This is a genomic window from Enterobacter sp. CGMCC 5087 (assembly GCF_003144775.1).
Classification (GTDB): domain Bacteria; phylum Pseudomonadota; class Gammaproteobacteria; order Enterobacterales; family Enterobacteriaceae; genus Enterobacter; species Enterobacter cloacae_M.
The window spans coordinates 1-26,577 of the sequence record NZ_QFXN01000090.1; the positions used below are offsets into that span (position 1 = coordinate 1).

Below are 26,577 nucleotides of genomic sequence, written 5' to 3' on the forward strand. Positions count from 1 at the left end.
CCCAGCAGCGTCGCCACCCCTATCTGGGCGATCGCTCCCGGTATGGCGATCGACTTTACCGCCATCAAATCCTTCAGGGAGAAATGCAGGCCGACGCCAAACATCAGCAGAATCACGCCCAATTCCGCCAGCTCAGGGGCCAGCTTGGTATCCGCCACGAAGCCTGGCGTAAACGGTCCCGCCAGTACACCCGCTAACAGATAGCCGACAAGAGGAGAAATACGCAGCTTATTGGCAATCATGCCGAGGATAAAAGCGAGCACAAGTCCACCAACAATGGTGGTGATAAGCGGTGTGGCGTGGTGCATTCCGTCTCCTTTCGTTGTGGGTGTTCCTTTTTGGCGAAAACCAAAAAACCGAGTAATAGTTTATGACAATTTTTACCCTTATGTTTATGAATTATTGTTGAAGTTTGAATAAAACAGCAATATGCACGTAAAAAAGCGCGTTTTGATAAATTCAGCGAGGGGATGAAGAAGAAACCCTTATGGCATCAGGGTATCAGGTAGCCAAAGTTAAACTTTGGCTACCCGTAATTTACGCTTTGTGGCGGTTATCAGGCAGGAATATGGTCAACATACCAAGAAGTGGCAGGAAAGCGCAGATTTTATAAACCAGGAAGATGCTGGTGTGATCCGCCACCATCCCCAACACCGCCGCGCCCAGCCCGCCCATGCCGAAGGCGAAACCGAAAAAGAGCCCGGAAACCATACCGATACGGCCAGGCAGCAGCTCCTGGGCATAGACCAGAATGGCGGAAAAGGCGGATGCGAGGATAAAACCAATGATCACGGTTAAAATCCCCGTCCATTCAAGGCTGGCGTACGGCAAAATAAGAGTAAACGGAGCCACGCCGAGGATAGAGCCCCAAATGACGTATTTACGCCCAATCTTATCCCCCACAGGCCCGCCAATGACCGTGCCGGCCGCAACGGCGAACAGGAAGGCAAACAGGTGGATCTGCGCATTCTGTACCGATAATCCGAATTTTTGCATCAGATAAAAGGTGTAATAGCTGCTGATGCTCGCCATATAGAAGTATTTCGAGAAAATCAGTACCAGCAGCACGGAAACCGCCAGGATAACCTTGTTGCGCGGCAGGGGATTGATAACCTTCGCTTTAGGTTTACCTTTATTCACGCGATGCTGAGCGGCATACCAGCGGCTGATCTGCGCCAGCACGATGATCGCCAGCAGCGCGGCCAGCACAAACCAGGCCACGTTGCCTTTACCATAAGGGGCAATAATCACCGCGGCCAGCAGCGGGCCGAGAGAGCTACCAAAGTTACCGCCCACCTGGAAGAGAGACTGCGCCAGACCGTGACGTCCCCCGGAGGCCATGCGCGCCACGCGGGAAGACTCCGGATGGAAAACGGACGAGCCGGTACCCACCAGCGCGGCGGCAATCAGCACGGCTTCAAAGCTGCCCGCCATGGCCAGCAGCACCAGCCCGCTTAAGGTAAAGCACATGCCAATCGGCAGCGACCACGGCATCGGATATTTATCCGTCCAGTAGCCGACCACCGGCTGCAGCAGTGAGGAAGCCAGCTGGAAGGTCAGGGTGATCATCCCGATCTGCACGAAGGTGAGTGAGAACTCGGACTGCAGCAGCGGATAAATGGCCAGAATCAACGACTGGATCATATCGTTGAGCAGGTGCGAGAGACTGATTGCGCCTAAGACTTTAAAGGAGGTGCGCGACGCCGGTGCGCCCGGAACGGGCTGGGTTGATTCACTGATTGCCATAGAGAAGTACCACGTTTTTCGTTATTAGAGATGCAGGGTGTAATTATTATCCGACTAACATACCCGCCCGGGACATTTGAAGAAAGTCGCAATTCTGAAAACTTATTTGTCTATTCTTGTTAGTCACTGTAATTTTTGCCTTTGTCTATTGGTCAGGGAGAGAGAAGATGAAGTTAATGAAGCGGGGCGTCGCGCTGGCGCTCATCGCCGCATGGGGCCTGGTAAGCCTGCCCGCGCAGGCGTATGAAAAAGACAAAACCTATAAAATCACCATTCTGCATACCAACGATCACCACGGTCATTTCTGGCGCAGCGAATACGGCGAATATGGACTGTCGGCACAAAAAACGCTGGTGGACGGCATTCGTAAAGAGGTGGCGGCCCAGGGGGGCAGCGTGCTGCTGCTGTCGGGAGGCGATATCAATACCGGCGTGCCGGAATCCGATTTACAGGACGCGGAACCTGATTTTCGCGGCATGAACCTGATTGGCTACGACGCGATGGCCGTGGGTAACCACGAATTCGATAATCCGCTGACCGTACTGCGTCAGCAGGAAAAATGGGCCAAATTTCCCTTCCTCTCCGCCAATATTTACCAGAAAAGCACCGGCGAACGCCTGTTCAAGCCGTGGGCGCTGTTTAAGCGCCAGGATCTGAAAATTGCGGTCATTGGTTTAACCACCGACGATACGGCGAAAATTGGCAACCCCGAGTTCTTTACCGATATCGAATTCCGCAAACCGGCAGACGAAGCGAAGCTGGTAATCCAGGAGCTGCAGCAAAACGAGAAGCCGGACGTGATTATCGCCACCACGCATATGGGGCACTACGACAACGGCGAGCACGGCTCTAACGCGCCCGGCGACGTGGAAATGGCGCGCAGCCTGCCTGCGGGCTCGCTGGCAATGATTGTGGGCGGTCACTCACAGGATCCGGTGTGCATGGCCTCGGAGAACAAAAAGCAGGTGGACTACGTGCCGGGCACGCCGTGCGCGCCGGACCGTCAGAACGGTATCTGGATTGTTCAGGCGCACGAGTGGGGCAAATACGTCGGCCGGGCGGATTTCGAGTTCCGTAACGGCGAAATGAAGCTGGTTCATTATCAGCTCATCCCGGTCAACCTGAAGAAGAAAGTCACCTACCCGGACGGGAAAAGTGAGCGCGTACTCTACACGCCAGAGATCGCTGAAAACCAGCAGATGCTCTCCCTGCTGACGCCGTTCCAGAACAAAGGCAAGGCGCAGCTGGACGTGAAAATCGGCACGCTGAACGGTCGTCTGGAGGGGGACCGCAGTAAAGTTCGCTTCGTGCAGACCAACATGGGCCACCTGGTGCTGGCGGCGCAAATGGCGCGCACCGGCGCTGACTTTGGCGTGATGAGCGGCGGCGGTATTCGTGACTCTATCGAAGGCGGAAACATCACATATAAAGACGTCCTGAAGGTGCAGCCGTTCGGCAACGTGGTGGTCTATGCGGATATGAGCGGGAAAGAGGTGATCGACTACCTGACCGCCGTGGCGCAGATGAAGCCGGATTCCGGGGCCTATCCGCAGTTTGCCAACGTCAGCTTTGTGGCGAAAGACGGCAAGCTTAACGACCTGAAGATCAAAGGCGAACCGGTTGATCCGGCTAAGACTTACCGTCTGGCGACGTTAAGCTTTAACGCCACCGGCGGCGACGGCTATCCGCATATCGATAACAAACCGGGATACGTGAATACCGGCTTTATTGATGCGGAAGTGCTGAAGCAGTTTATCGAGCAGAATTCGCCGATTGACGTGAATGCCTACGAGCCGAAAGGTGAGGTGAGCTGGCAGTAGCGTTGTGCGGCCTGATGCCCTCACCCCAACCCTCTCCCACCGGGAGAGGGCGCGAACACAAAAAACGGTAACGCTTGTTACCGTTTTGCTTTTACCTCGTAGCCGCCACCCGGCAATTTTCTCAATCCCGGCGCGCAATATCCGCAAACTTCGCGTCCAGCATTTTCGCCAGGTCGCCCGCCGCCAGCTCGATATCCAGCCCGCGTTTGCCGCCGGATATAAAGATGGTTTCAAACTCCTGTGAAGGGGCATCAATCAGCGTCGGCAGGCGTTTTTTCTGCCCGAGCGGACTGATCCCGCCCACCAGATAGCCCGTGGTACGCTGCGCCACCATCGGATCCGCCATATCCACCTTCTTCGCCCCCAGCGCTTTGGCGACTTTCTTCAGATCCAGCTGCCCCGCCACCGGAGTAACCGCGACGGCGAGGTGTTTCATATCGCCATTCACCGCCACCAGCAGCGTTTTATAAACCTGGTCCGCATTCAGGCCCAGCTTGCGCACCACTTCATCACCAAAGTTAGTCTCATTCGGATCGTGATCGTAAGTGTGGATCCGGAAAGAAATGTTGTTTTTTTCGAGTAATTTAACGGCGGGAGTCATAGCTATCCTTCTAACGACAGACAAATCATGCCATCAGCATACGCCTGACGTTTGTCTAAAAAATAGCACCATCTTGCGCAATAGTATTGGCAGTGATGGTCACTTTGAGCGACAATCGGCTCAACCGAAGGTCTCCTTCGGCATAATAAAAACGATGAAATTCCTCTTTGACGGGCCAATAGAAATATTGGCCATTTTTTTATTTCAACAGTGACGGCAAATTCCCTTCTCCGTATAAATGTAACGCCCCAACCGCCACCACGTAATGCCCCGCGGGCAAAGCGTGCAGCGTCTGCCGCCAGGCTTTGTTGCGCGCGTTCATCAGCACATCATACAGCGATTCGCTGAACGTCGACGGTAACGCCAGCTTACCGTCTTCAGGCGGCGCGTCCAGCCACCAGCCAATCATGGTCTGCAGCAGGCGCGCGTTGGTGTGCCAGTGGGTCAACGTATCATCCAGCAGCATCAGTCCGTCGTCGGGAAGCTGGCGCAAAAGCGCAATCTGGCTGTCCGTCCCTTCCAGCTCGATGATGGGCAGGCTGCGCGCCCTTGCCGCGTTCAGCAGCTGGTAATCAATGCCGTAGTCACCGCGCAGTCCCAGACGCTGCGCCTGCGTGGCCTGCAGCACCATCGCAATTTGCCAGAGCGGCAGGGTGTCAATCATGGAGAGCGACACGCTGGTTTCATCCGCGACGCGCGTCAGTTCGGCAAGCCGGGCATCATCCAGACGTTCCGCCAGGCTGAGATCGCTTTCCAGCCCGGCAAACGGCGACTCCTGACCCGAAATGTCCGCCTCAACGACCAGCGCGTCGGCGCGTTTCAGCAGTTTAATCAGCCCGGGTGGCAGGGGAGACATATCCTGCGTACCCATATGAATGCTGCCGACCAGGTGCAGGTGCTGCCCGCCGGGGAGAGAGATATCCAGACCGGGCCAGGCATAACGGCGAGGAAAGAGGGCGCGAAACGATGCTTTTATACGATTAAACAGACCCATACGCGCTCCATGAATGGAAAGGTTCATGCTAGCGCGTACGGGTACAAGGTTCAATCCTTCGGTTTAAAGCGCAGCAGGCGGTTGGCGTTGCTCACCACGGTAATGGAGGAGAGCGCCATCGCCGCGCCCGCGACCACCGGGTTAAGCAGCGTGCCGGTCAGCGGCCATAAAATCCCGGCCGCGATTGGGATACCGAGGGTGTTATAGACGAACGCTCCCAGCAGGTTCTGCTTCATGTTGCGCAGCGTGGCTTTAGAAATGGCCAGCGCGTCGGCAACGCCTATCAGGCTGTGGCGCATCAGCGTAATCGCAGCGGTTTCGATGGCGACATCGCTCCCACCGCCCATGGCAATCCCCACGTCCGCCTGGGCCAGCGCCGGGGCATCGTTGATGCCGTCGCCGACCATCGCCACCTGACGGCCCTGACTTTGCAGCTGCTTGATGGCGTCCGCTTTACCGTCCGGCAGTACGCCTGCAATGACCTCATCAATTCCGGCTTCTTTCGCGATGGCGTTGGCAGTGGTCGGGTTATCCCCGGTCAGCATCACCAGACGATAGCCCGCACGGTGCAGACGCTGCAGGGCGTCCACGCTGTCCTGGCGAAGCGGATCGCGCACGGCCAGCAGCGCGGCGGCTTTGCCATCTACCGCCAGCAGAACCGGCGTGGCGCCCTGAGACGCCTGCGCCTTCAGCTCGCTTTCCAGCGCGGCGGTATCAATACCGTTTTCATTAAGCAATGCCTGGTTGCCCAGCAGCAGCGCGTGTCCTTCTGCTTCACCGCTGACGCCGAGCCCGCGCAGGGTGCGGAAATTGCTGACCTGCGGCAGGGCAGAAGCATTCGCTTTATCGAGAATGGCGCGCGCCAGCGGATGGCTTGAGCCTTGCTCCAGCGCGGCGGCGAGACGCAGCGCCTCCTCTTCCGTAATGTCCACGGTGTGGACGGCGACCACCTGCGGTTTGCCTTCGGTCAGCGTGCCGGTTTTATCAAACACCAGCGTGTCCAGGGTGCTGGCCCGCTGCAGCGCGTCCGCATCCCGCACCAGTACGCCAAATTCGGCCGCGCGGCCTACGCCGGAGATAATCGACATCGGCGTCGCCAGGCCAAGGGCGCAAGGACAGGCGATGATCAGCACCGTGGTGGCGATCACCAGGGTGTAAACAATCTGCGGTGCGGGGCCGAAGAAATACCAGATAGCCGCGCTCAGCAGGGCAATGCCGACCACCACCGGCACAAAAATGGCCGAGATTCTGTCGGCAAGCTGGCCAATTTCTGGCTTGCTGCTCTGGGCCTGACGCACCATGCGGATGATACGCGACAGCGTCGTGTGGCTGCCGACGGCGCTGGCGGTAAACAGCACGCTGCCGTCCTGCACCACCGTACCCGCATGAACGGCGTCGCCGTCTGATTTCTGCTGGGGAATGGGCTCGCCGGTCAGCATCGCTTCATCCAGCCAGGCTTCGCCCTGGGTTATCTTACCGTCAACGGGAACGCGATCGCCCGTCGTCAGGCGCAGCGTCATGCCGGGCTGAACTTCCGCCAGCGGGACGCTCTTTTCCCCCTCGTCCGTGACCACGCGGGCCGTTGGCGGGGTTAAATCGAGCAATCGTTCCAGCGCTTTCGAGGAACGCTGACGGGCGCGGGCTTCCAGCATATGGCCCAGGTTAATCAAGCCGATAATCATCGCGCTCGCTTCATAATAGAGATGTCGCGCCTCCATCGGGAACCACTGGGGCCAGACGTTCACGCTCATCGAATAGAGCCACGCCGCGCCGGTCCCGAGCGCCACCAGCGTATCCATCGTCGCGGTGCGGTTTTTCAGGCTCTTCCAGGCACTGGTATAGAAATGCCCGCCTGCAAACACCATCACCGCAAGGGTAATCAGACCAATCACCAGCCACAGCGTGCGGTTGTCAGCGGTGACCATCATGTTGTCACCCATCATGCCCCACACCATCACCGGAATACCCACCAGCAGGGCGACAATTGCCTGCCAGCGGAAGCGTTTCATGGTGGCGATAGCCGTTGCCTGCTGGCGCTCGCGGCGCTCGGCATCATCTTCGATGGCCTCCGCCCCGTAGCCCGCTTTCTCAACGGCCTGCACTAAATCTGCGGCGGAGGCGCTGCCCATCACCAGCGCAGTACGCTCCGCAAGATTGACCCGTGCCTGCGCGACGCCCGGTACGGCCTGCAAGGCGTTTTGTACCCGGGAGACGCAGCTGGCGCAGCTCATGCCGTTGATCAGCAGCTGTTGGCTGTCGTCAATATCATCAGCTGCCGGAAGCTCAGGAGTGGCCGCTGTCAGTGCTTCCGACGGGGATGATGACTCTGCCAGCGGTTTAGCCTTTGGGTGGCTTAACTCCGCCCCGTAACCGGCCTGCTTGATGGTATCAATCAGCGCATCCGCGCTGGCGCTGCCGGTGACGGCGGCATGATCGATAGTCACATCAGCGCTTTCAACGTCAGGGCGCTGTTCCAGGCTTTCTTTAACGCGTTTGACGCAGTGGCCGCATGAGAGGCCGTCCAGCGTCAGGTCGATAGTGTGAGACATAACAAAACTCCCGTATAATGATCTGGTCAGTTGTTGACCGATACAGTGCTTTTCACTGACTGTTATAAAGGTTAAACCTTCCATCAAGGGGAAGGTCAAGTTTTTAATTCACTGATGTAAAAGGATTTTAAAAATCAGTGTCCACATAGCGACCATACTTCGATAAAAGTGTCCACGTAACAATGACAAAGCCTTGCCGAGCGGTGAGGTTTTTTTTCACTTGTGGAATAACTGCGTTTAGATGGATGAGTTATAAAGGTGTTGTTCCTAACAGAAGAAAATGAAGGATATAAATATGAAAATAGGTTTTTTGTTCATGGTGGCGTGCTTTGCTGCCTTAACATCTATGGGGGTGTATGCTGACGATGGAACCCGCGTAGATTTTGTCGCAGCAAACCAGTGTCGAAGTCAGGAGGATGACACGCAACGGCTCGCTTGCTATGACAGTGCGGTAACGCCTACGCGCACCAAAACACTTCAAAAATTTGAGAGCAGGGATCAGTGTAGGGATGAGTCAGGGGATGATAGAAGGCTGGCTTGTTATGACCGATTTTACTCTCCAACATTTGCAGGGGCGCGCGCCGAAAGAAGTATAAATGATTCAGGGGTAAATGTTGGTGGATGGCAAACAAGCATAAGTACCTCTCCAATTGATGATTCCAAAAACGTGATTATTGCTCTTGAAGGTAATGATTCATTTTCCACTCGATTTGGTGAAACGGTAACTCCATCTCTGTACATAGCCTGTCGGGAGAAAAAAACAGAATTATATATAGACTGGAGTACTTACCTTGGGCTGGAAGAGACCACAATGATTCATCGAATTGACAAGCAAAAGGCGATAAACAAATCTTGGGCGATCTCCACGGATACAAATGCTGTGTTTTATCGTGGCAATGTGGTGAGTTTTATAAAAAGCCTGAGCTCTGGAAGAGTGCTGTATGCTCAAATAGTTCCATATAGTGAGAATCCCGTAAGCTCAACTTTTAGCCTTGACGGATTATCTGAGGCATTAAAGCCGCTACAGGAATCATGTGGTTGGCGGTAAGTAAATAGAAAAGCCCGCAGATTTTACGCTGTGGGCTTTTTTTTTACTTCGTTCATACCTGTTGTGAATAGGGTGCCTTGCGACCACTACCCTGAGCAACCGAATAGCGGGGGATTACTCCCCCGCTGCGGCTCCTACATTACTTTTTACAGTGTTGCAGGCTTGCCGCAAACTCCGCTCCCCATAATGTTAAGTGGAACTCGCACAGCGAACCGCGCAGGATCCAGATTATGAGGACCATCGCAATACAGATTGAGACAGTGATGAACGATTTTTGCGACATAGCGCTTGCTCCTATATTGGAGACGCGCTAACCTTCTACTTGCTAGGGTAGATCGGTTAGGGCCTCGGGTTAACGTAAGTTGACTCGGGGCCTTTCCACATCCGACCTTTGGTAATACCTCCGATCGTCAGTCGAAGGCACCCGTCGCGCAGTGTATCAGAAAGTTTTGAATCGCCAAAAAAACCGGCCAACAATGCCGGTTTTGTCTTTACTGCAGCTGATGGTTTTTATATCGGTATTTCCAGTTGGCCATCCCCCCGGTGCGATCGCGGGAATGCCGTCAGCGGGATAGGGGGTAAATTCCTCAGGCTGGCAGGATCTGGTGTGTTGTTGCTGATGATGTGGGTTACCTCCGCCATGGTAACGAAGGTAATACCGCAAAACAGATTATTGCACTGGTGATAGGCTCTCTGTGTGGTATCGCTGAGGGATTCACTGGAGCGCGTGCGGGTTGAGGCTTTACACTTTGGACAACGGAACATGGTGGCTTCTCCTCTCGCTATCGCAATAGTATAACATTTCAACAGCGAAAGAGTGAAGCTACGGGTCCGTTGTGGCCGTTACCGTCCAGTCTGTTAACCTGACTTCCAGATCAAGGGCTGTCCGATAACCCTGCTGCGTGATGGCGTGCACTGTGCGAACGATGGTCCAGTCATTCTCATCTATCACACTCTTAAAACCCTGTACGTTGGCGTGCAGCTCCGGGTAAAGCTCTGGCTGCCCCCTTGCCAGCGTCAGGTTAAACTCTGCGGCACCGCGTTTTAACTGTTGCCATTTCGCGACGGCAGCGCGCCGTGCTCCCCGTTCTGTGGCGTAGGTGTAACGCATGACATAAACGTTACCTTCTGCGCCGTCCAGATAATGCCCCTCTTTACTGCTGCTGTCTTTCCGGCGTCGCCGCCCGGTGGCGCGGGTCTTACGCTTTTTTCCAAATCCTAAATCCAGCCAGTATGCCTCAACACCGGTGTAAGCATCACGATCGGCAACCCTGAAAAAGTGGCTGTCTCCACTCTTGCGCGTGATGGTGATGGAGGGTAATACCTTGCCGCCCGCTGTTCGTCCGGTTCCAGGGGTAAAGAACAGCAGATAACCGTTTTTGATAGTGGTCGCCGCGCCCAGCATATCCGCCATGCGGGTTAAGAAGCTGATATCGGATTCCTTTGTCTGGTCACCGTGGTCAAGCTCCAGCGAGGCCAGCTCGGTGCTGATCGCGGGTATCAGGTTGTAGCGACCGGCGATAGCCTGGACGACATAGCTCACCGTGCAGTTGTGCCAGCTGTAGTCCCGCTTGACGTTGAAATCCGCCCGGAAGTCCGCGCTTCTGGCGCTGATGGTCAGGGTGTCCGGCGGGCCGTGGAGGGTGATTTCATCCACGATAAATGTCCCTTTTTTTACCAGGGGCTGACCTTTCCAGCCAATAGCGACATCGATCGGTGTTCCGCGCGAAGGGGGTTTTAGTGCGCCGTCTGTGTCTTCCAGCTCCATCTCTATCGTGTCAGCGGTAAATCCCCTGTTTTCTGTCACTGTCAGACTGATCAACCTGTCGTTGACGGGCATGATGGTTTTTCCCCCGATCTGTATATCAAAACCTGGCTGTGGGCTGAATGAGGACAGAAAATCATCCATCTGCTCCGTGTTCTGTTTTATGTCATTTACAAAATCGGTCATTCAGTTTGTCCGGTAGATGATTCTGGAGTGTGGGTATCTTTCCTGCGGGCGCGCGCGACCGCAATGATGGGGTTTTGTCGCGGCTCTGTGACAAATGGTAGAGCATGAAATCGCCCGGGTTAACACGCAGTATGTGAGCAGAACTTCAGGAGGCACGATGGCTACTTATCATCACGGCACGCGTGTTACCGAGACGACGGATCTTGGTGATGCGATTAACGATATTGATTCTTCCGTTATTGGGGTGGTCTGCACGGCAGACGACGCAGACGCGGACGCTTTTCCGCTGAATAAGCCGGTTCTTGTTACCCGCGTGCTGTCGATGCTGAGTAAGGCAGGGAATACCGGAACACTGAAAACGGTACTTACCGCTATTGGTAACCAGTGCAGCCCTAAGGTGGTGGTTGTCCGTGTGGCGGATGCCGCAAATGTGCAGCCTGCCCGCAGCGATGAGGAGCCTCCAACGCAGGACTCCCTGGTAATAGGCGGGCAGGGTGATGACGGTCAGTTTACTGGGCTGTATTCGCTATTAACCGCAGAGGCCCGCGTTGATGCAAAACCTCGCATTATCGGCGCTCCTGGGCTTGACTCGCTAAATGTTGCAACTCAACTCGGAGTGATCGCCAAAAAGCTACGTGCATTTACCTATGTTGGTGCGCCTGGCTGTAACACCAAAGAAGATGCGAAGGCGTATCGCCAAAAACTCTCCGGGCGTGAAACCATGGTTATCTGGCCGGACTGGGAAGCGTACGACAGCACGACCGGTGAAACCGGTATTGTTCCGGCTCCAGCGGTTGCGTTGGGTCTGAGGGCACTAATCGATCAACAGATTGGCTGGCACAAATCGCTGTCTAACGTTGAAGTCAGTGGCGTTACGGGCATCACCCATGATGTGTACTACTCCCTTCAGGATACCGACAGCGACACGGACGACCTTAACCAGGCGGGTGTTACGACGCTTATCAAGCGTAATGGATTCCGATTCTGGGGTAACCGTACCTGCGACGAAGAAACCTATATTTTTGAGGTTTACACGCGTACTGCGCAGATACTGGCGGATGAAGTGGCTGAGTCTAACGCTGAGGAAGTGGACGATCCACTCAATCCCTCGCTTGCTCATGACATTGTTGATGGTGTTAGCCGGAAGCTCTCTTCGCTTACCACCAAGGGGCAGTTGTTGGGCGGTAAGGCGTGGCTTGAAGCCGCTGACAATGACAAGGACTCTGCGCGGGGCGGGAAGCTGACCGTCAAATATAACTACACGCCAGTGCCTCCACTTGAAGATCTGGAATTCATTCAGGACTTTACGGATGACTATTTCAGTGTACTTACAGCGTCTGCTGGCAATTAAGAGGTATAGCGGCGATGGCATTACCGGCAAAACTTAAGAACTTCAACATCTTCGTCGATGGTATCACCATGATTGGGGTTGCCCAGGAGATGACGCTGCCAAAACTGACGCAGAAACTGATCGCATATCGTGGCGGCGGCATGATGGCGGCGGTCAACGTCGAACTTGGCTTTGATGATGGCGCGCTGGACATGGATATGTCTGTTGGTGGTCTGATGGTTGACCTGCTTAAAAAAATGGGGACATCAACCGCTGATGGAATGCAGCTCCGTTTCGTCGGAGCGTACCAGGATGACAGTGACGCATTGTACAAGTCCTGTACCATCCAGACGCGTGGCCGCTTCACTGAGGTGGACTGGGGCACCGCGAAAGTAGGTGAAGACACGACTCACAAATACACCCTTAAAAATACTTACGTCAAGATCACCGTTGACGGCGAAGTTGTGCTGGAAGTTGACGCGCTGAATATGATCTGGGTGGTTGGTGGTGAAGACAAAATGGCAGCCCTGCGCAAAGCAATGGGTATGTAACGGAGAATGTAAGTGATGGGTAAAACTGAAGATAATTTGATGGCAGAGGAAGAGATCACCTCCGAGCAGGATGATTCAATGATCACTCTGAGTGTGCCGGTGGAGCGTGGTGGTGGGAGTATCGCGTCGGTGCGCATTACTGATGCTGTGCGCCAGCCTGGTTCCCTGCGTGGTTTGAAGTTGTACGACGTTATGCAAAGTGACGTTGATAGCCTTATTAAGCTAATCCCTCGGGTGACAGAACCGGCGCTCATGGAGCATGAAATCCTGACGATGGATAACCGGGATTTTGTTGCACTGGCAACGGGAATTGTGAGTTTTTTAGTTCCGAGCTAGGGATAGAGGATGATGGCAACATGGAGGTGCCATTCGTTCGGGTTGAGGATGTGATACACGATATCGCTTTTATTTTTCACTGGCCGTGCTCCGAGCTGTGGGTGATGCCTCTCCCTGAGCTGCTTGATACCTGGCGTGGTGCGGTCGAGAGGTTTACGGCCGTCTATGCAGCAAACTCTTAGTATCAATGTGGCATTTGGTGCCATCGACAAACTTACCCGGCCCCTGAATGCTGCAAAGGCGGCAAGCAAGGGGTTGGGTGCGTCCGTTAATTCTACTCGTCAGCAGATCCAGTCACTGGATAAGCAAACCCGCCAGTTCGAAAAATCCAGTCAGATCATCGCCAAAAAGACGGCGGAGATGAACAAGCTCATTGCGAAGCGCGACGAACTCAGAAAGCAGGAGTTCGTCAGTGAAGAGCAGAAAGCGCAGATTGAAGAGTTTGGCAAGCAGATAGGAAAACTCAATCGCCAGATCAAGGCGGAAGAGACCGGCCTTCAGAAAGCTAAGGATGGTTTTAAGCGTTTCGGCCTGGCAATGGAGGCGGGTGGGAGTGTAACCGGAAGGATCATCCAGAAAACCCGTGAATATACAGTTCAGTTACGCCAGCAGGAGGCGCAGCTACTGCGCGTCACGAAGGCGCAAGAGTCATACGACAAGGCTAAAAAACTCTCGCAGCGGATACGTAACGGCGGCGCCAAAGCGGCGGCGCTGGGTGGGGTTGCCTTATGGGGCGGGATGCGCCTCATGCAGCCCGGCATCGAGTTTGACCAGGCATTTTCCCAGACACTTGCAAACGCGCAGCTTCAGCGAAACAGTATAGAGGCGAAGGCGCTGCGTGAGCAGGCAATGCAGCTTGCGCGCACCACGCATTACAACGCTGTTCAGGCTACACAGGGGCAGTATGCGCTTATCTCTGGCGGCATGTCCTCACAGAATGCCCGCACGGCCTTGCCCTCGATTCTTAACATGGCGTTGGCTGCGCATGCCGATCTCGGTGAGGCGGCTAACGTTGGCTCTAATATCCTCGATCACTTCCAGTTGCAGGCCGACCAGGCCACCCGCGTAGCTGACGTCATGGTGGGTACCTTCACCCGCTCCAAAACCAGTCTGTCCTCCCTTAACGAAACCATGGAATACGTGGGTACCGTTGCCAGCAACGCAGGTATGAGCCTTGAGCAGACTGCCGCGGCGGCGGCGACACTTGCCAAAAACGGGCTGACTGGTTCGATCGCTGGTACCGGGCTGAAGGACACCATTAAAGGGCTGTATGCGCCAGCGGCGGCAGGGACGAGGGTGCTTGATGAGCTGAAGATAAAAACTATTACCGCGACCGGCGCTGTTCGTCCCCTGGCTGATGTCATGAGTGAGCTATGGGAGAAAACGCGGAAGTTTGACCAGGGTTCGCAGTTTGCGATCTTCAAGCAACTGTTTGGTACCGAAGGGCTAACGGCTGCTCAGGTGCTGGCTCGTGCGTCGGCGGAAGGGAACCTGCAGGCGTTTGAAAAATACCTTGGAACGGTCAAGGGGTTGGCCGCCAAAACCTCTAAAGAGATGACCGACAACTACGCCGGTGATATGCAGATGCTTCATTCTGCGTGGGATGGTTTGTGGACAAACCTTGAGGATGGTTCCGATTCTCCTATGAGGGCTATCGTCCAGAAGATAACCAAAATTATTCAGGCATTGGCTGACTGGACAAAGAAGCACCCTGCATTAACGGCGGCCATTATGGATACGGTGCTTGCAGTTGGTGCTCTGTCTGCTGTACTCGGCACGCTGTTTACGTTGGTCGGTACGGCGTTGGGTGTTCGTGCGACATTGAAGTTTGCCATGTCGCTGTTTCGTGTTGGGGCGGCGGCTGACACTGCTGCGGTTAGCCTGACGGCGGCCGGTGATGCGGCAGTGGTTGCTGGTACCGAGGTGGCAACGGCAGGTGAGGCAATAGCGACAGCTGGGGCCGCAAGCGCTGTGGCTGCGGGGAGAGTCTCGTTATTCTCCGGGGCAATAACACTTTTGGGTGGTTCGCTTAAGTGGCTTGCGCGATTGCTGTTGGTGTTTGAAGGCATACCTGCTCTGATCTTCGCTATAGGTGCTGCAGCTGATTACATGTGGTCCCACCTCAATCTTACCGACAGGCTCACTGAGCTTGAAAAGCACGGGAAGGGCGTTGCCTCATCAATGGCGAGGGTCTGGCTTGCTTCGACGGCGGATGCCCGGGTTGCAATTTCATTGTTTGATCTCGCTATCAAGAAGGGAAGGCAGCTTCTCGGGCTTGAGGATAGCGATCAGCAGGCCCTCCTCAAAAGTAAAATTCTGGCCCTGCAGGGTGATGTTGCCGGTGCTCAATTGCCTGGGAAACTCCAGGGGATGGTTAATACCCTTAAATCAGATATCAAGGGTGCGCTTAAGAAGCCACCGCCACCAGGCGATAAATTCGGTACTGTGCACTGGGATGGCGGTAAGAAGAAAAAGAAAAAACGCGGGGATGGAGGGTACCTCCCGGAAGATGATGGCCGCCCTGGTGCAATTGTCTTTAAAACGCTGCCACCCTGGCTTGCTCTGAAAAATGGTTTCAACCAGCCGACACTTTCCCCCGGCCATGGTGGCATCCTGGCCGCTACGCAATCGCCTGCCATGCAGGAGAAGAAAAAACCGGATATCGGTACCAACGTGGCCGGTGATATTAATTTGCATATCCATATCGACGGAACACATATGGATCGGCGTGAGCTGGTGAATGATATCGAGCGACAGGTGATGGCGGCGCTCAACAAACTCAAACGGCAAAACCTTGCCAGCCTGAAAGACAGGGAATAACTGTGATGATGATGATACTTGGCTTGTTTCTCTTTGAGGTGCGAACCGCGCCCTACCAACAACTTAGCCGGGAAAATGTCTGGCGCCACAGTAAGGCGGACCGGGTAGGTGCGTCCCCTCGATATCAGTATATCGGTCCGGGTGAAGAGACTATTACGTTGAACGGAGTCCTATACCCGGAGATTACCGGCGGAGACGTTTCATTGCTGGCGCTGCGGGCGATGGGTTACAGCGGCCGGGCCTGGCCGCTGATTGAAGGGACGGGGATGCTGTTTGGGATGTACGTAATTACTGGCCTCAGGCAGACTCGCCAGGTTTTTTTCTCCGACGGTAAAGCGATGATCATAGAATTCTCGCTCTCCCTGAAAAAAGCCAACGAGGATCTGCTGGAAAACATTGATGACTATGCCGCGCGCGGTGGAAAAATACTGTCCGATGTTACCGGCGGGCTGCTTTAGATACTCGCTTTTTCACAGAGGTCTGCGGTTGCTCGGCTGTCTCGCCGGGCTTTTCTGGGAATACCGGATTTTCCATGGTTGCTCTGTTCACCATTACGCTGTATTTCTCCCAGGCTTCAAGCTGTAGCTTTTCTTCCTCGGTGGCGATACCAAATTTAACAGCGCGCTCTAAAGGGGCGATAATGCGTTCAGCTTCCATTAATAGAGATTCTTTCTGGGTGCCGAAAATAGCGTCATGATCAATTTCTGGTGTAACCAGTTTCGGATTACCGTCATCGCCCGGAACGATCACCTGCCCGCGAGACTGACCTTCGAGCAATGCCTGATAATCGTTGGTGTTGATTTCAACGGCGTCAGCAGGCCAGCCATTAAGGCTGTTCTCATATTGCTCTTTCATTGATAGGGGATAAAACCCCCTGGTTGTTGGACTATAGAAATAGCGCTCTTCCATAACCTCTCCTCATTTGCCAAATGCGACCCAGAATGAAGTGGTTTCAGGGTCGCCACCTGAACCATAATCGAAACTGGTGTTACTGTGTGCCAATACCCTGATATTGGCCTGTGAATCTTTAATAGAGCCAACATACATATTCAGAGAGACAAGCACGCCAATGCAGAAATTTGGGAAGGCTTTAGGGAATACCACATTGGTACTGGGGCCGACGCGGTTAACCATCCCCATCTGCATAATCAAGCCAGTTGAGTTGTCCTGCCACCAACCGCCACCACTGCTAATGGCATCAACGATTGTTGATGGTGGCGGATTGTTGGGTGAATAAGCCCTTACCGCACCACCTGACTCGTAAAGCCCCTGACCAGCCACAATATTTCCCGGGGCGTTCATGGTTCCGTTTATGTCGAACCCATATATTGCTGTATTGCCGTTATCCCCGATAATCTGGATTATGGCAGAGCCAAAATCAGCTTTTCCCGTTCGCAGGATGCCAAGGATTACAGCAGCGCCATAACCATATCCTTCTGTGTGAGATATCGCTTTGATGATGGGTAAAAACTCAGAAACATCCTTCGGAGTCTCACGCCCAAAAGGGATGAGGAACGGTGCCACCGGATTGTTGTATTGTTCTGCAAAAGCGCCAGCACCTGGCCATGCTGCTGGATTTATCTGGTAGAACCTGGCATTACTAAGATGGTCAACGTCACCGCCATTAGCATTGATTACTTCAACCCAGGCTTGCCACGGGCCTGAACCATTCCATGTGGTGTTGAGTCCACGGATAAATTTGCGCGTTGAGGCGAAGGCCGTATATTCCTGCTGGCAACCGTACGCACTAGGCGTAACCAGTAGCGTACCGGCTTCCTGAACCGGGTAATGATGTTCAGCGGTCGCGCCAGCATTAGCTGGTTGATAATAAACACCCGCAGCGCTGATATCCCCCAGAGTGTTGAGGTCAACGCTAAGCGCCTGACCAGAAAGAGGGAGCGCCCCTGTTTGTGCCGCTGTCGGTGGATTCAGAGGCCCGTAAAGCATTTGCCTGTTTTGCTGGTTAACCGAACCATCAGCATTTACCTGCAGCCATTCAACAATGATGTTTCCGTCAGCGCGAACAAACATATTTGCTGAAAACTCAACGCCATCACTGTTGGTACCATACTCAACATGCACCCCGGCACCAAAGAGTCCAAAGTGCTTATCAGCATCGCCGTTTCCCTGAATGAAGAATCGCGTGGGGAGTCGGTTCTGTGACTGAATCTCAGCATCAGTGGTTTGTAATGCATAGCCGCCCAGCCCTTCCCAGCCAACAACCGGCACTCGCCCAGGTGTCGTATCGGTCATGGAGGTGACGACATCAGCATCGGCAGCAGAGCCGAGTTTTACGTTGCCGTGTTCGTCGGGTTCTTCGCTGTTGACTGTTTTTACTGCGGCGTCAGCGGCATCTTTGGCTGCTTTTACCGCTTTCGGTGTGGCGGCCTTTGTTTCGTCGTCACTGTCGGTTTCGCTGCTGAGTTGCACAAAGCCTTTAGCTTTTGTTGTGGCGTCCGGGTGATTACGGCTTTTAGCATGCTCCTCAACTGAATCGTCAACATACTCGCGGGTTGCCAGTACAGCGGTCGGATCAATCTTCAGTGTCACGGCGTTGTCACTGGTAACGATCAGAATCATACGAATGACCTGCTCGCGGCTCGCGCCCTCTTCAATGAGTGGCTTGTAGGATGGTGGGCAGTTGCCGACGGCGATCAGATCGCCGTCCGCGTCGTAAAGGCCCAACTCTCTGATGTACCAGCCGCCAACGTTATCCGGGAGAACCTGCTCAGCAATAATTTGATTCGGGTTTTTTGGGTCTGCCTTCAGCGTGTTGAGATCTGCGCGGCGGCGTTCATTAATCAGGCTGGTTTGCCGTGGGTCTGGAGTAGGTACGGTGCCGTTGGCGTCGCCCACACCCATTTGAGTGATGTTGAGTGGCGTGTCGGTTGCCGTTGCGTTCGCGAGCTTTGCGGCACCAATATTGGTAAGGAGTGTGTAATACGGCGCGGTCATGCGGAAATCTCCATTGTATCGATCACTTGCACCGCAGCGCGGGCGTATGCTGTCATGCTGCTTTCGATGCTGTCAGGGAAATAGGGGTACACGGTCATAATGTCGCCATCGTAAGCCGCTGCGGCGACGGGGATTTCTCCGCGTGTTTCCATTGAGATGGTGAGTATCGTCAGGTGACGACTGCACGGCTTGGCATCATTTATGACGCGCTCAAGTTCGGCGTACATCTCAACCGTTACGCCGGTGTTCAGTGCGGCAACCTCCATCTCAAAGGTGCCTGGCTGCTTATCGTTTTCCCACCACTCAGTCACGCTTATCAGGTAGCCCATCGGCTCCACGGCACGACGCAGGGCGCCAATGGTGCCTTTGTGTTGATGCAGGAAAAATGAATCTTTGATGGTCTTGCGCTTGGTGGCTTCATCCCACGTTTCATCCCATCGGTATACCGAGAAGGCCCATGCGAGGTATGGCAGTAAATCTACCCGGCAGGTATCAGGATCCCAGAGGGTGCGTATCGGAATACCCACATCAAAAAACGTCGCCATCACCTGCGCGAGGTTGCGCTCATACAGTGTTGATGATGGTGGCAGGAGTGCCCTGGTATCGCGCTCATTCACTGCTGACACCCTCCACGTTGGTGGATGTGCGCACGGAAACAGAGGTACACCATGACGCCTGGGTGTTGCTCACCGGAATATCGGTCGCCGGTGAGTTGAGAATGATGTTGTTCACCCCTTCGCTGTTCAGTATCCCGATTATTTTTGCGCGGTATATCGTGCGCCCGATGCGGTACTGACTGATAGCGTAATCACTGGCGCGTTGCTGGGCGGCTTTTCTTATAACCTCGGTCTGCGGTCCGTCTTCCATCATGAGCACGGCGTCAATCAGATAGGTGACTATTTCTGCGGACTGAACTGTTAACCGATCCGCTACCGGTCGCACGTCTTCATCATTCAGTGCTGCGCTGACGGTATCGAGTAACGCACTGTCGGCAGTGCCGTCTCCGTCCGTTGATAAAATGGATACGGTTACGCAGGCGGGTGATGGGCTGATTGCCTTCGCGTCGGCTACCCTGCCATCAGCTGCGCGTGCAAAGGCTTCATAAGCTCCGGTTGGGCCAGCAACGCTCAGCGTCTCCATGGTGTTTTGTACGCGCAGGCGCAGTGCGTCGTCAGATTCCATCACTGCGGGAGTTGGTGGTGTTGTTGTGTTGTCCGCGGGAGTGATTACCAGGCGCTGGACATTGTAGTTGGCTGCCAGGTTGTCAAGGTCTGTATCCTCCGCGTAAGCCAGCATGGTTGAAAGCGATGCTTCATTGATTCGCTGGCGCATGAGGTTTTCAAGATAAGTTGAAAACTCAAGGAGCTTTTCGCCCGGATCTGACGGCAGGTTGAGAGTGCGACGGATGGTATCTTGTATTTCCGCTGGGAACAGGGAGACGAACGCCTCTCGTCGTGCGTCAAGCGTAGTATCAAAGTCCAGTTGCTCCACCACGACCGGCGGGGGGAGTTGTGACAGGTCGATAGCGCCACTCATGATTGACCTCTGCTGAAGGTGGTAGTGATGTTGAGCGGTTGGCCGCTAAGGCTGTAGCCTTTAACAATAACCTGCGTCGCGCCTTTTTCTGACCGGGTGGTAACGCTGGATAGCGAGATGCGCGGCTCCCATGCTGTCAGCGCTTCGTAGGTTGCAGCGATGACCCGCAGGCGAAGCGAGTCCGTCAGTGGTCCATCAATCATGGCCGGAACATCACTACCGTAATCCCTTAGCATCAGCCGTGTTCCTTTCGGTGTGGTCAGGATATCGGTTACGGACTGCTGAATATGCGCCTCATCCGTTACCATGCCTCCGCTGTCACGGTTGAGTCCGGCGTAATGCGAGGTCATTTCGTCCCCTTGGTTCGGTCATCGCCGGATTTCACGCCGCCATGATCGTGATCGTCTGGCCTTACGTCGTTGAATGTCGCGGTGCCGGTGAAGTTGCCGTGCATTTCGCCGCCTTTGGTCGCGGAGAAAGAGGCTGTGGTGAGTTGATTTGTGCATTTCACCTCTGGCGCATCAAGCGTGATTTGTTCGGCCGCTTTTATCGTCACTGCGGCGCAGTTAACCGTAACCTCGCCTGATGCGCTGATGGTCAGTGTTTTAATGCCGCTGATGTGCAGGCTGCTGTCGTCCGGGGAATAAATAAACTCTGCGCCGTCCGGGTAAATGGCGTGATAACCTGCGCCTCTGCCTGGGGCGTCGTACGCATCGCAGTACAGCGAACCGGCGATAAATGCATTCCTGAGTTCCCCGTCGGGGGCCAGGATAATGACCTGCTCACCCACAGATGGCGGTAACCACGTTCGCGTATCACCGGCGCGCTCCACCGCCCATTGTATCCAGGTGGTTGTGTTATATCCGGTGCTGACGCGGGCGAGCTTACCGTTAATCTCGGTAACCGTGCCGATTTGTATGAGATTGCATAATCGGCGTAGCAGCTCTGTGGGGGTGTTGTTCTTTTCCATAGAATCAGTATTCCACGCGCGCGGGAGTGTGGCGCGGTGTGCTCTTTGTCGCAGTGCTGCGACAAACTAACTTCTTCCGCTGATAAAGCTGAGGATTTGATCGCTCATCCAGTGTACGTCGTCGTCATTTATCCCAAGTAGTTCGCGCTCCGGGTAGCGTCCGTGAAAGTGCGCATCCAGATCGTCAACCAGGCCAAACTGATGAATGCGGGCAATAGCAGCGGCTCTGCCGGTGAATCCCACTCTGGCACCCTGTGCGCTGTACTCGGTGCGCAGGTACTGGTATGTGCGAAGGCGGCGGAACATCTCATTTTTTTTGAGCGTGCGGCGCATGGCGGTTTTGTTGAGTTCGATTGCCAGGTACTGCGCGATATCGTCGCGCCGGAATGACCGGAAGCTGCCTTTTGAGGCATCAAACCCCGTTACCACGCCGCCACCGCTCTTGTCTTTGGTGTTGTGCCAGTTGTTAATTTCCCGCACTTCACCTTTCCAGATAAAGCGCAGCCTGCCGGTGTAGGTCTTGATTTCGCGCTTCTTCTTCGGCACGTAAGGCGAGCCATCCGGGTTTCTCTGCTGACGGATGCGCTTTGCCTGGCGTTCGCGCAGGCCCATCGCGAGTGTTCCGGCGAGCTTTTTACGGGCTGCGGGAGAGAGTCTCTCCGTCAGTGCTTCCAGCACGCCGTCAAGCTGATACATCAGGCTGTCACTCATAACCCGTCGTCCGTCATGGTGCCGTCAAACTCAAGATCCCATACGCCTTCGCTGATGCCGTACATCTTGCGATAGTCTGGCTCATCCTGTGGCGTGAAGGTGATGCGGCCGTCGCTGTCCCGCGTTACGGTCACGGCTTCCGATACCGGAAAACTGAACAGCACATCGACGTTGCCGTTATCAAGAATGTCAGCATCGAAGCTGACCTCACGCGCGCGCTTGTCCGGGTTAAAGATCAGATCAGGCTGATGGTCGCGCGCCCATGTCAGAATGACCAGGGTCAGCATCTCGATGTCATCCGGGAAGTCCATCGCCAGCACGTCAACATGATAGCGATACTCGAAAGAAGCTCCCGGCCTGCCGCTGGAAACGACGTTACCCTTCCTGACGCGGGTCTCCAGATTGTCGGGGTTGCTCCGCACCCATGGGATAGCCTTGTTCAGGTGCTCACGCAGTATGTCCACTTTAAGCATGATATTGTCTCGCAATAAGCAAAACGGGCGCCCGATAAGCGCCCGCGGATATTATTGTTCTTGTGCTGCCGCGGTGAGCTCGCCCTCTTCGAACCAGCGTTCAGCAGCGCGGCCGTCGGCAGCAAGGTAATGGACGAAATAGTGGTTGCCGCAGGTTGCGTATTCTGCACGACCCTTGATATGGCCTTCCTCGCCGCTGATAGCGATTTGTACTACCTGGGTCAGCTCGTACTTAAATTTCATTGTTTTTCTCTCATGAGTTGGTGCCTGGCTTCATCACCCACGCGACACAGCACGACGGCGTTACCGTTGATCAGTACGCGGGTGAGGCTCGCAGGCTGGGTGGACGTTATCTGTACGCCAACGTAACGCTGTGATACGCAGCCGGAGAGCGGCAGCGACGACAGCAGCAAAAACAGGGTAATTTTCAGGTCTGGCACTATGGGCCTCCCGTCCGGCATGTCTGACTTGCAACCGGGTGGGTGTCGATACACGCGGAGCCGTTCGGGTAAGTCAGTACGACGGTGTTATCGGTCTGAACCTCCGCATTGGTCACCGCCTGCCCGCTGGCGCCGGTCGCATGCGTGAATGAAACGGCAGCGCAGGCGCTCAGCACCATTGATACCAGCAGAATAATGAGGTGCTTCACCTGCATGACTTTCTCCATCGTTGTTGTTCAGTCCCATAACTGGACGACTTCGGCGGTGGCCTGCTCGGGGACCTCCGGCATCCATACCTGCGTTCCGGCAGGGAGCAGCGGGCCTTTCTCGCACAGTCCTGGGTTTGCAGCGTAGACATGTTCCGTCACGCCGCGCGTCCTGCCGTAATGTCGCCAGCACATCAAATCAACCGTGTCGTCCTGCGTTGCCGTCATGTTCATGCGATTTCAGCCAGGCCCCGATTTAATCCCAGAATATCGCGCAGCGCCCACTGGCTGTCCCGCCAGGTGTCTTCAATCTGCGTTGCCAGCGCTTCGGCGTGCTTTTCACCCTCGCGGGTAGTGTCAATGTCCCTGTAGCTTTCGATAATGAGAGCCTTGGTGGTGCTGTATACCGCGCGCAGATAACGGGAGGTCAGTACCGACACGCCGCCCACTTTTTCCGCTGGCACCCCTGCGAGGGTGGTATAGCCGGACTGCCGCTGGATATCGCGCCAGTCTGCCAGCTCATCGTTGACGCGGTTGATGGCCTCAATGGTAACGTGCCGGAGACGGTCATTGGTCACGTTGCCGTCAAGGCGCACGCTCAGGCGCAGCATATTCAGCTCGATGTCCGGCCAGAAATCACTGTTGGTCACCAGCTCCGGCAGGGCGGTGTTGATTGAATTCAGGCTTCCCATGATTCCTCCAGGATGGGCGGTGGACGGCGAACGCCTGAGCCGCCGCAAAGGCAGTCAGCCGATCGCCGTGCCGCCCGGCGCGTGTGGACGCTCGTTTAGCCGGTATGCTTTCGCGTACCCGCGCTGTTCTTTGCAGGGGCGTTGCGCTTTGCTGCGGCGCGGCGCAATGCGTCGATTTCTTTTTTGACGCCAGCGTCAGGGTTTAATCGGGTGGCCTGCGTCAGGTTCTCAAGTGCGCGCCTCTGCTGTTCTTCGTCGCCTTTCATCAGTAGAAGTCCGATAAGCTTGTGCAGTTTCGAACGGACCTGATCCGGCATGTCTTCCTCCTGCGTCATGACGCCAAGCCGCGAGAGCAGTTCTGGCGTCAGCGGGCATGGATCGCCCACCTTCAGCGCGGTCAGTGCCGGGTTGCATATTTCTTCCACTATCAGCGCCGCCGGTGTCCGCTTGTACTGATCCGGCACGGGCATCTTATGACGGAGTGCATGCTCAATCAGTGGCAGGGCTTCCTCCACCTGGCCGGTGTCGATGTGCCAGATCACGCAGGTGATAAAAATTTCATCCGGTCGTCCGCTGTTGCTGCTCATGATGCCGCCGATCCATCCCTGATAGGATGGCAATAGCTCGCGCTTCAGCTCTATCTTGCGGGTTGTTCCCTGGATATCACCGAGGCGTTTTTTATCGTGCCGGAAGCGATGATACATGCGCTCCCACTCGGTGGAATGCGCAGTACCTTCTGGACGCTTTGCCGCTTCCGCTGCGGCGTGAAACTGCCAATGTTTTTGCGCAGGTGTCAGCTTCATGATTACGCCTCGCTGCTTTCGCCTGCCCAGGTGATTCCGTCAATGAGGCAGCCGAAACCATAATCCTCAATCACATAGGCGTCGTTGCTGGAGCTGTACGTCGAAACACGGTTGTACTCCGGCTCTTCCTTGACCTGACGACGTGCGGCGCCAATCTGCCAGTACAGCGACAGGTTAGAGAATGACGTGATCAGCATGCAGCCTTCCGGGAAGTACGGCGCTGCGTAAACCGGCATACCGTCGATGCGACGCTGAGCAATCAGCAACTGACCGGCCAGCTGTTCGCTGTTTGGGTTTGTCTGACTGAGTGAGTTCAGGATCGGGAAATCGTTCTGGTTCAGCAGCGTGCGGCCGGTGATAACGACCAGATCCTGACTCTCAACATACCAGCTGTCCAGCAGGTTGCGACGCGCATCCATCGCCAGGGAGTTCAGGTTGCCGTAGTCGCCTTTCTGGATGATTTTGTTATCTTCGTCACGCGAGGTGATGGTGACATTTGTCAGCACGCGTTTAGAGGCGTTGTTGCGGTACTGCTGTGGCCAGCCGATATTCACGTCCTGCAAAAGCGGGTTGTTGGCGAAATCGGATATCGTGACGTGATGCGTGCCGTTAAAGCCAACCATGATGCGATCGAGTGCGCGACGACGGACAATCTGGTTACTCAGCATTGCCTGGAAGTTCGGAAACTTTGCCCACGCATCCAGCTTCGCATATGAAATGTACGTATCTGAGTTGGTCTGCTCGCAACGGTAGGTTTTATCGTCCATCGTGTCCACTGCGCGCGGCTCGCGTCGTGTGGTCGTGGTGTTATTGGTACCGGCAATTGGCCCGCTGACATCCAGACCGATTTTTTCGCCTTCCTGCTCGTTGACTGGATAGACATTTATTTTTTTCAGAAACTCGTCGGATTCCTGAATTTTGTTTTCCAGCTTTTGCTCAACTGACGGGGATACGTTGAAGCGCAATCCCTGCTGTAAAGTGGATAATTGCTGGTTGTTGATTTCTGCCTGTCGTGACAGCCAGTCGTTATATTTCAATCGTGTTTCGTTACGCATGTGCTTACCTGCTGTCAGTAATCAATCTGGTCGTCTGTACCATTTCCGCCGGTGGCTGGATGGCGCTGGCTGTACGACTGTTCCGGCTGCTGCTCCAGCTGCGATTTCAGTTTGTTGTAGTCCTGGCTGAGCTGGTTAAGCTCCTGTTTAAGCTGTTTCAACTCTGATGCGGACAATTTCAGGTCGTCGATATCATTCAGGACATCGCGCTGACTGGTTGCCAGCAGCTCTACCGCACTCTGTAGTTCGGTGGTGTCGCGGGTCTGCTGGCGATTGCTGCCAAGGAGCATGGCGCTGATTTTGCTGAAAAAATTCGCGCCGCTGTTGGCTGGCTCCGGCACATCTTCTGTCGTGCTGAAAGAAAACTCTTCCGCTGCAGTAAACACGGCGCCATTGACCGTATGAAAGCGAGCGAGAGGGCTTTGCTCCGGGTTCTGAGCGCAGAACTGGAGATATGAAGTGCCAAGACTTGCGGGGCTGTCGGTAACTGCCATTCCCAGCAGGTACGGAGTGCCTGTATCGGCGAAGTTTGGGGTGATCTCGATACTGGAATAGACCTTTTGCCCCTTTTTGTTGAGGGCAATCAGATCATCGTTCGGTGCCAGCCTGCCAAACAGTGCAACCTTGCCTTTCAGCTCTTCCGGCTTCTGAAGTACTTCCGTTTTCACTTCGACGATATCGCCGTACGCGCCAAATGACATGCCGTTTGTGCCATTCATGGGGGCGTAGCCCTTCACGTGCTCACAGTTAATGCGGGCGCCGTATACGTCCGGGTTGTAGGCTTTTGCTGCACCTGTCAGCCATTCGCGTTCGATAGTGCGGCCGTCTGTGGTGGCCCCTTCGACAGCAAGGCGTACCCAGTCTGTTACTTTTTTAGCCATGTTCTTTGTCTCGTCAGATCATGTTCGTCATGTCGCTATGTTCCGTGTCGGGATGGATGGCGGCAATGCGTTCCGTTTGTCGTGATGCTGTGACAAATGCCACTGGTTC

The 26,577-nt window shown here is 54.9% G+C and carries 32 protein-coding genes; 8 read left to right on the forward strand and 24 right to left on the reverse strand.

What is annotated here, in order from left to right:
* Both DEO48_RS08220 and DEO48_RS08225 read right to left on the reverse strand, forming a co-directional pair.
* A partial coding sequence (locus tag DEO48_RS08220) for a cation:proton antiporter (protein ID WP_181366980.1) occupies positions 1 to 308 on the reverse strand: 308 nt, incomplete at its 3' end.
* Positions 309 to 537: 229 nt separating this feature from the next.
* Positions 538 to 1,746, reverse strand: coding sequence for an MFS transporter (locus tag DEO48_RS08225; protein ID WP_045887946.1), 1,209 nt, complete (start codon positions 1,744 to 1,746; stop codon positions 538 to 540).
* 167 nt (positions 1,747 to 1,913) lie between these two features.
* On the opposite strand from DEO48_RS08225, the gene ushA reads away from it, so the two are divergent.
* Positions 1,914 to 3,566, forward strand: a complete 1,653-nt coding sequence (ushA, locus tag DEO48_RS08230; RefSeq protein ID WP_023310614.1) for a bifunctional UDP-sugar hydrolase/5'-nucleotidase UshA — start codon at positions 1,914 to 1,916, stop codon at positions 3,564 to 3,566.
* Between the two features lie 121 nt (positions 3,567 to 3,687).
* Here the strand turns inward: ushA and ybaK are convergent, their stop codons facing one another.
* The 3 genes from ybaK to copA all read right to left on the reverse strand — a co-directional run bounded on the left by ybaK (position 3,688) and on the right by copA (position 7,710).
* Positions 3,688 to 4,167: a Cys-tRNA(Pro)/Cys-tRNA(Cys) deacylase YbaK gene (gene ybaK, locus DEO48_RS08235; protein WP_023310615.1), complete on the reverse strand. Its 480-nt coding sequence runs from the start codon at positions 4,165 to 4,167 to the stop codon at positions 3,688 to 3,690.
* A gap of 199 nt (positions 4,168 to 4,366) precedes the next feature.
* A complete protein-coding gene (locus DEO48_RS08240) occupies positions 4,367 to 5,161 on the reverse strand; it encodes a TraB/GumN family protein (RefSeq protein WP_109844851.1) in 795 nt (264 codons plus the stop codon).
* Positions 5,162 to 5,211: 50 nt separating this feature from the next.
* Positions 5,212 to 7,710 (reverse strand): copper-exporting P-type ATPase CopA, encoded by a 2,499-nt coding sequence (gene copA, locus DEO48_RS08245; protein ID WP_109844852.1) that lies wholly within the window; start codon positions 7,708 to 7,710, stop codon positions 5,212 to 5,214.
* Between the two features lie 280 nt (positions 7,711 to 7,990).
* Here copA and DEO48_RS08250 point away from each other — a divergent pair, with 280 nt between their 5' ends.
* Positions 7,991 to 8,758 carry a type VI secretion system-associated protein TagO gene (locus DEO48_RS08250; RefSeq protein ID WP_181366981.1) on the forward strand — a complete coding sequence of 256 codons (768 nt, stop codon included), beginning with the start codon at positions 7,991 to 7,993 and terminating at the stop codon, positions 8,756 to 8,758.
* Between the two features lie 139 nt (positions 8,759 to 8,897).
* Here DEO48_RS08250 and DEO48_RS08255 read toward each other — a convergent pair whose 3' ends face one another.
* From DEO48_RS08255 to DEO48_RS08265, 3 genes are all read right to left on the reverse strand, one after another.
* Positions 8,898 to 9,041: a Hok/Gef family protein gene (locus tag DEO48_RS08255; protein ID WP_109844854.1), complete on the reverse strand. Its 144-nt coding sequence runs from the start codon at positions 9,039 to 9,041 to the stop codon at positions 8,898 to 8,900.
* 227 nt (positions 9,042 to 9,268) lie between these two features.
* The gene (locus tag DEO48_RS08260; protein WP_109844855.1) at positions 9,269 to 9,523 is read right to left on the reverse strand and encodes an ogr/Delta-like zinc finger family protein; all 255 of its coding nucleotides are present in this window, start codon (positions 9,521 to 9,523) and stop codon (positions 9,269 to 9,271) included.
* A 58-nt stretch (positions 9,524 to 9,581) separates the two neighbouring features.
* The gene (locus DEO48_RS08265) at positions 9,582 to 10,667 is read right to left on the reverse strand and encodes a contractile injection system protein, VgrG/Pvc8 family (RefSeq protein WP_109844912.1); all 1,086 of its coding nucleotides are present in this window, start codon (positions 10,665 to 10,667) and stop codon (positions 9,582 to 9,584) included.
* 199 nt (positions 10,668 to 10,866) lie between these two features.
* Here DEO48_RS08265 and DEO48_RS08270 point away from each other — a divergent pair, with 199 nt between their 5' ends.
* From DEO48_RS08270 to DEO48_RS08295, 6 genes are read left to right on the forward strand one after another with little or no spacing between them, the layout of a single operon-like run.
* The gene (locus DEO48_RS08270) at positions 10,867 to 12,060 is read left to right on the forward strand and encodes a phage tail sheath subtilisin-like domain-containing protein (RefSeq protein WP_109844856.1); all 1,194 of its coding nucleotides are present in this window, start codon (positions 10,867 to 10,869) and stop codon (positions 12,058 to 12,060) included.
* A 14-nt stretch (positions 12,061 to 12,074) separates the two neighbouring features.
* Positions 12,075 to 12,590, forward strand: a complete 516-nt coding sequence (locus DEO48_RS08275; RefSeq protein ID WP_109844857.1) for a phage major tail tube protein — start codon at positions 12,075 to 12,077, stop codon at positions 12,588 to 12,590.
* A gap of 15 nt (positions 12,591 to 12,605) precedes the next feature.
* Positions 12,606 to 12,926: a phage tail assembly protein gene (locus DEO48_RS08280; RefSeq protein WP_258306078.1), complete on the forward strand. Its 321-nt coding sequence runs from the start codon at positions 12,606 to 12,608 to the stop codon at positions 12,924 to 12,926.
* Between the two features lie 20 nt (positions 12,927 to 12,946).
* The gene (locus tag DEO48_RS08285) at positions 12,947 to 13,108 is read left to right on the forward strand and encodes a GpE family phage tail protein (RefSeq protein WP_109844858.1); all 162 of its coding nucleotides are present in this window, start codon (positions 12,947 to 12,949) and stop codon (positions 13,106 to 13,108) included.
* On the forward strand, positions 13,092 to 15,746 hold the full coding sequence (locus tag DEO48_RS08290) for a phage tail tape measure protein (protein WP_109844859.1): 2,655 nt from the start codon (positions 13,092 to 13,094) through the stop codon (positions 15,744 to 15,746). Before DEO48_RS08285 ends, DEO48_RS08290 begins: the two co-directional genes overlap by 17 nt.
* Positions 15,747 to 15,751: 5 nt before the next feature.
* On the forward strand, positions 15,752 to 16,204 hold the full coding sequence (locus tag DEO48_RS08295) for a phage tail protein (protein WP_109844914.1): 453 nt from the start codon (positions 15,752 to 15,754) through the stop codon (positions 16,202 to 16,204).
* Here DEO48_RS08295 and DEO48_RS08300 read toward each other — a convergent pair.
* The 16 genes from DEO48_RS08300 to DEO48_RS08375 all read right to left on the reverse strand — a co-directional run bounded on the left by DEO48_RS08300 (position 16,185) and on the right by DEO48_RS08375 (position 26,468).
* On the reverse strand, positions 16,185 to 16,655 hold the full coding sequence (locus tag DEO48_RS08300) for a tail fiber assembly protein (protein WP_109844860.1): 471 nt from the start codon (positions 16,653 to 16,655) through the stop codon (positions 16,185 to 16,187). The two genes, DEO48_RS08295 and DEO48_RS08300, sit on opposite strands and share 20 nt — an antisense overlap.
* A gap of 9 nt (positions 16,656 to 16,664) precedes the next feature.
* A complete protein-coding gene (locus tag DEO48_RS08305; protein WP_109844861.1) occupies positions 16,665 to 18,701 on the reverse strand; it encodes a phage tail protein in 2,037 nt (678 codons plus the stop codon).
* Complete coding sequence (locus DEO48_RS08310; protein ID WP_258306074.1) at positions 18,698 to 19,318, reverse strand: phage tail protein I; 621 nt, start codon at positions 19,316 to 19,318, stop codon at positions 18,698 to 18,700. Before DEO48_RS08310 ends, DEO48_RS08305 begins: the two co-directional genes overlap by 4 nt.
* Entirely contained in the window at positions 19,311 to 20,237 is a 927-nt protein-coding gene (locus DEO48_RS08315) for a baseplate J/gp47 family protein (RefSeq protein WP_109844863.1), read from the reverse strand. Before DEO48_RS08315 ends, DEO48_RS08310 begins: the two co-directional genes overlap by 8 nt.
* Positions 20,234 to 20,587, reverse strand: a complete 354-nt coding sequence (locus tag DEO48_RS08320) for a GPW/gp25 family protein (protein WP_109844864.1) — start codon at positions 20,585 to 20,587, stop codon at positions 20,234 to 20,236. The genes DEO48_RS08315 and DEO48_RS08320 overlap by 4 nt, the downstream gene beginning before the upstream one ends.
* Positions 20,584 to 21,207, reverse strand: coding sequence for a phage baseplate assembly protein V (locus DEO48_RS08325; RefSeq protein ID WP_109844865.1), 624 nt, complete (start codon positions 21,205 to 21,207; stop codon positions 20,584 to 20,586). Before DEO48_RS08325 ends, DEO48_RS08320 begins: the two co-directional genes overlap by 4 nt.
* A gap of 66 nt (positions 21,208 to 21,273) precedes the next feature.
* Entirely contained in the window at positions 21,274 to 21,918 is a 645-nt protein-coding gene (locus DEO48_RS08330; protein WP_109844866.1) for a phage virion morphogenesis protein, read from the reverse strand.
* Entirely contained in the window at positions 21,915 to 22,391 is a 477-nt protein-coding gene (locus tag DEO48_RS08335; protein WP_109844867.1) for a phage tail protein, read from the reverse strand. Before DEO48_RS08335 ends, DEO48_RS08330 begins: the two co-directional genes overlap by 4 nt.
* A 51-nt stretch (positions 22,392 to 22,442) precedes the next feature.
* The gene (locus tag DEO48_RS08340; RefSeq protein ID WP_109844868.1) at positions 22,443 to 22,634 is read right to left on the reverse strand and encodes a hypothetical protein; all 192 of its coding nucleotides are present in this window, start codon (positions 22,632 to 22,634) and stop codon (positions 22,443 to 22,445) included.
* A complete protein-coding gene (locus DEO48_RS08345; protein ID WP_109844869.1) occupies positions 22,631 to 22,831 on the reverse strand; it encodes a hypothetical protein in 201 nt (66 codons plus the stop codon). The genes DEO48_RS08340 and DEO48_RS08345 overlap by 4 nt, the downstream gene beginning before the upstream one ends.
* Positions 22,831 to 23,046 (reverse strand): hypothetical protein, encoded by a 216-nt coding sequence (locus tag DEO48_RS08350; RefSeq protein WP_109844870.1) that lies wholly within the window; start codon positions 23,044 to 23,046, stop codon positions 22,831 to 22,833. The genes DEO48_RS08345 and DEO48_RS08350 overlap by 1 nt, the downstream gene beginning before the upstream one ends.
* Before the next feature lie 21 nt (positions 23,047 to 23,067).
* A complete protein-coding gene (locus tag DEO48_RS08355; protein ID WP_109844871.1) occupies positions 23,068 to 23,271 on the reverse strand; it encodes a tail protein X in 204 nt (67 codons plus the stop codon).
* The gene (locus DEO48_RS08360; protein WP_109844872.1) at positions 23,268 to 23,729 is read right to left on the reverse strand and encodes a head completion/stabilization protein; all 462 of its coding nucleotides are present in this window, start codon (positions 23,727 to 23,729) and stop codon (positions 23,268 to 23,270) included. The genes DEO48_RS08355 and DEO48_RS08360 overlap by 4 nt, the downstream gene beginning before the upstream one ends.
* Before the next feature lie 95 nt (positions 23,730 to 23,824).
* Entirely contained in the window at positions 23,825 to 24,532 is a 708-nt protein-coding gene (gene gpM, locus DEO48_RS08365) for a phage terminase small subunit (protein WP_109844873.1), read from the reverse strand.
* A 2-nt stretch (positions 24,533 to 24,534) separates the two neighbouring features.
* Positions 24,535 to 25,587, reverse strand: coding sequence for a phage major capsid protein, P2 family (locus DEO48_RS08370; RefSeq protein ID WP_109844874.1), 1,053 nt, complete (start codon positions 25,585 to 25,587; stop codon positions 24,535 to 24,537).
* A gap of 14 nt (positions 25,588 to 25,601) precedes the next feature.
* Positions 25,602 to 26,468 carry a GPO family capsid scaffolding protein gene (locus DEO48_RS08375; RefSeq protein WP_109844875.1) on the reverse strand — a complete coding sequence of 289 codons (867 nt, stop codon included), beginning with the start codon at positions 26,466 to 26,468 and terminating at the stop codon, positions 25,602 to 25,604.
* Positions 26,469 to 26,577: the final 109 nt, after the last annotated feature.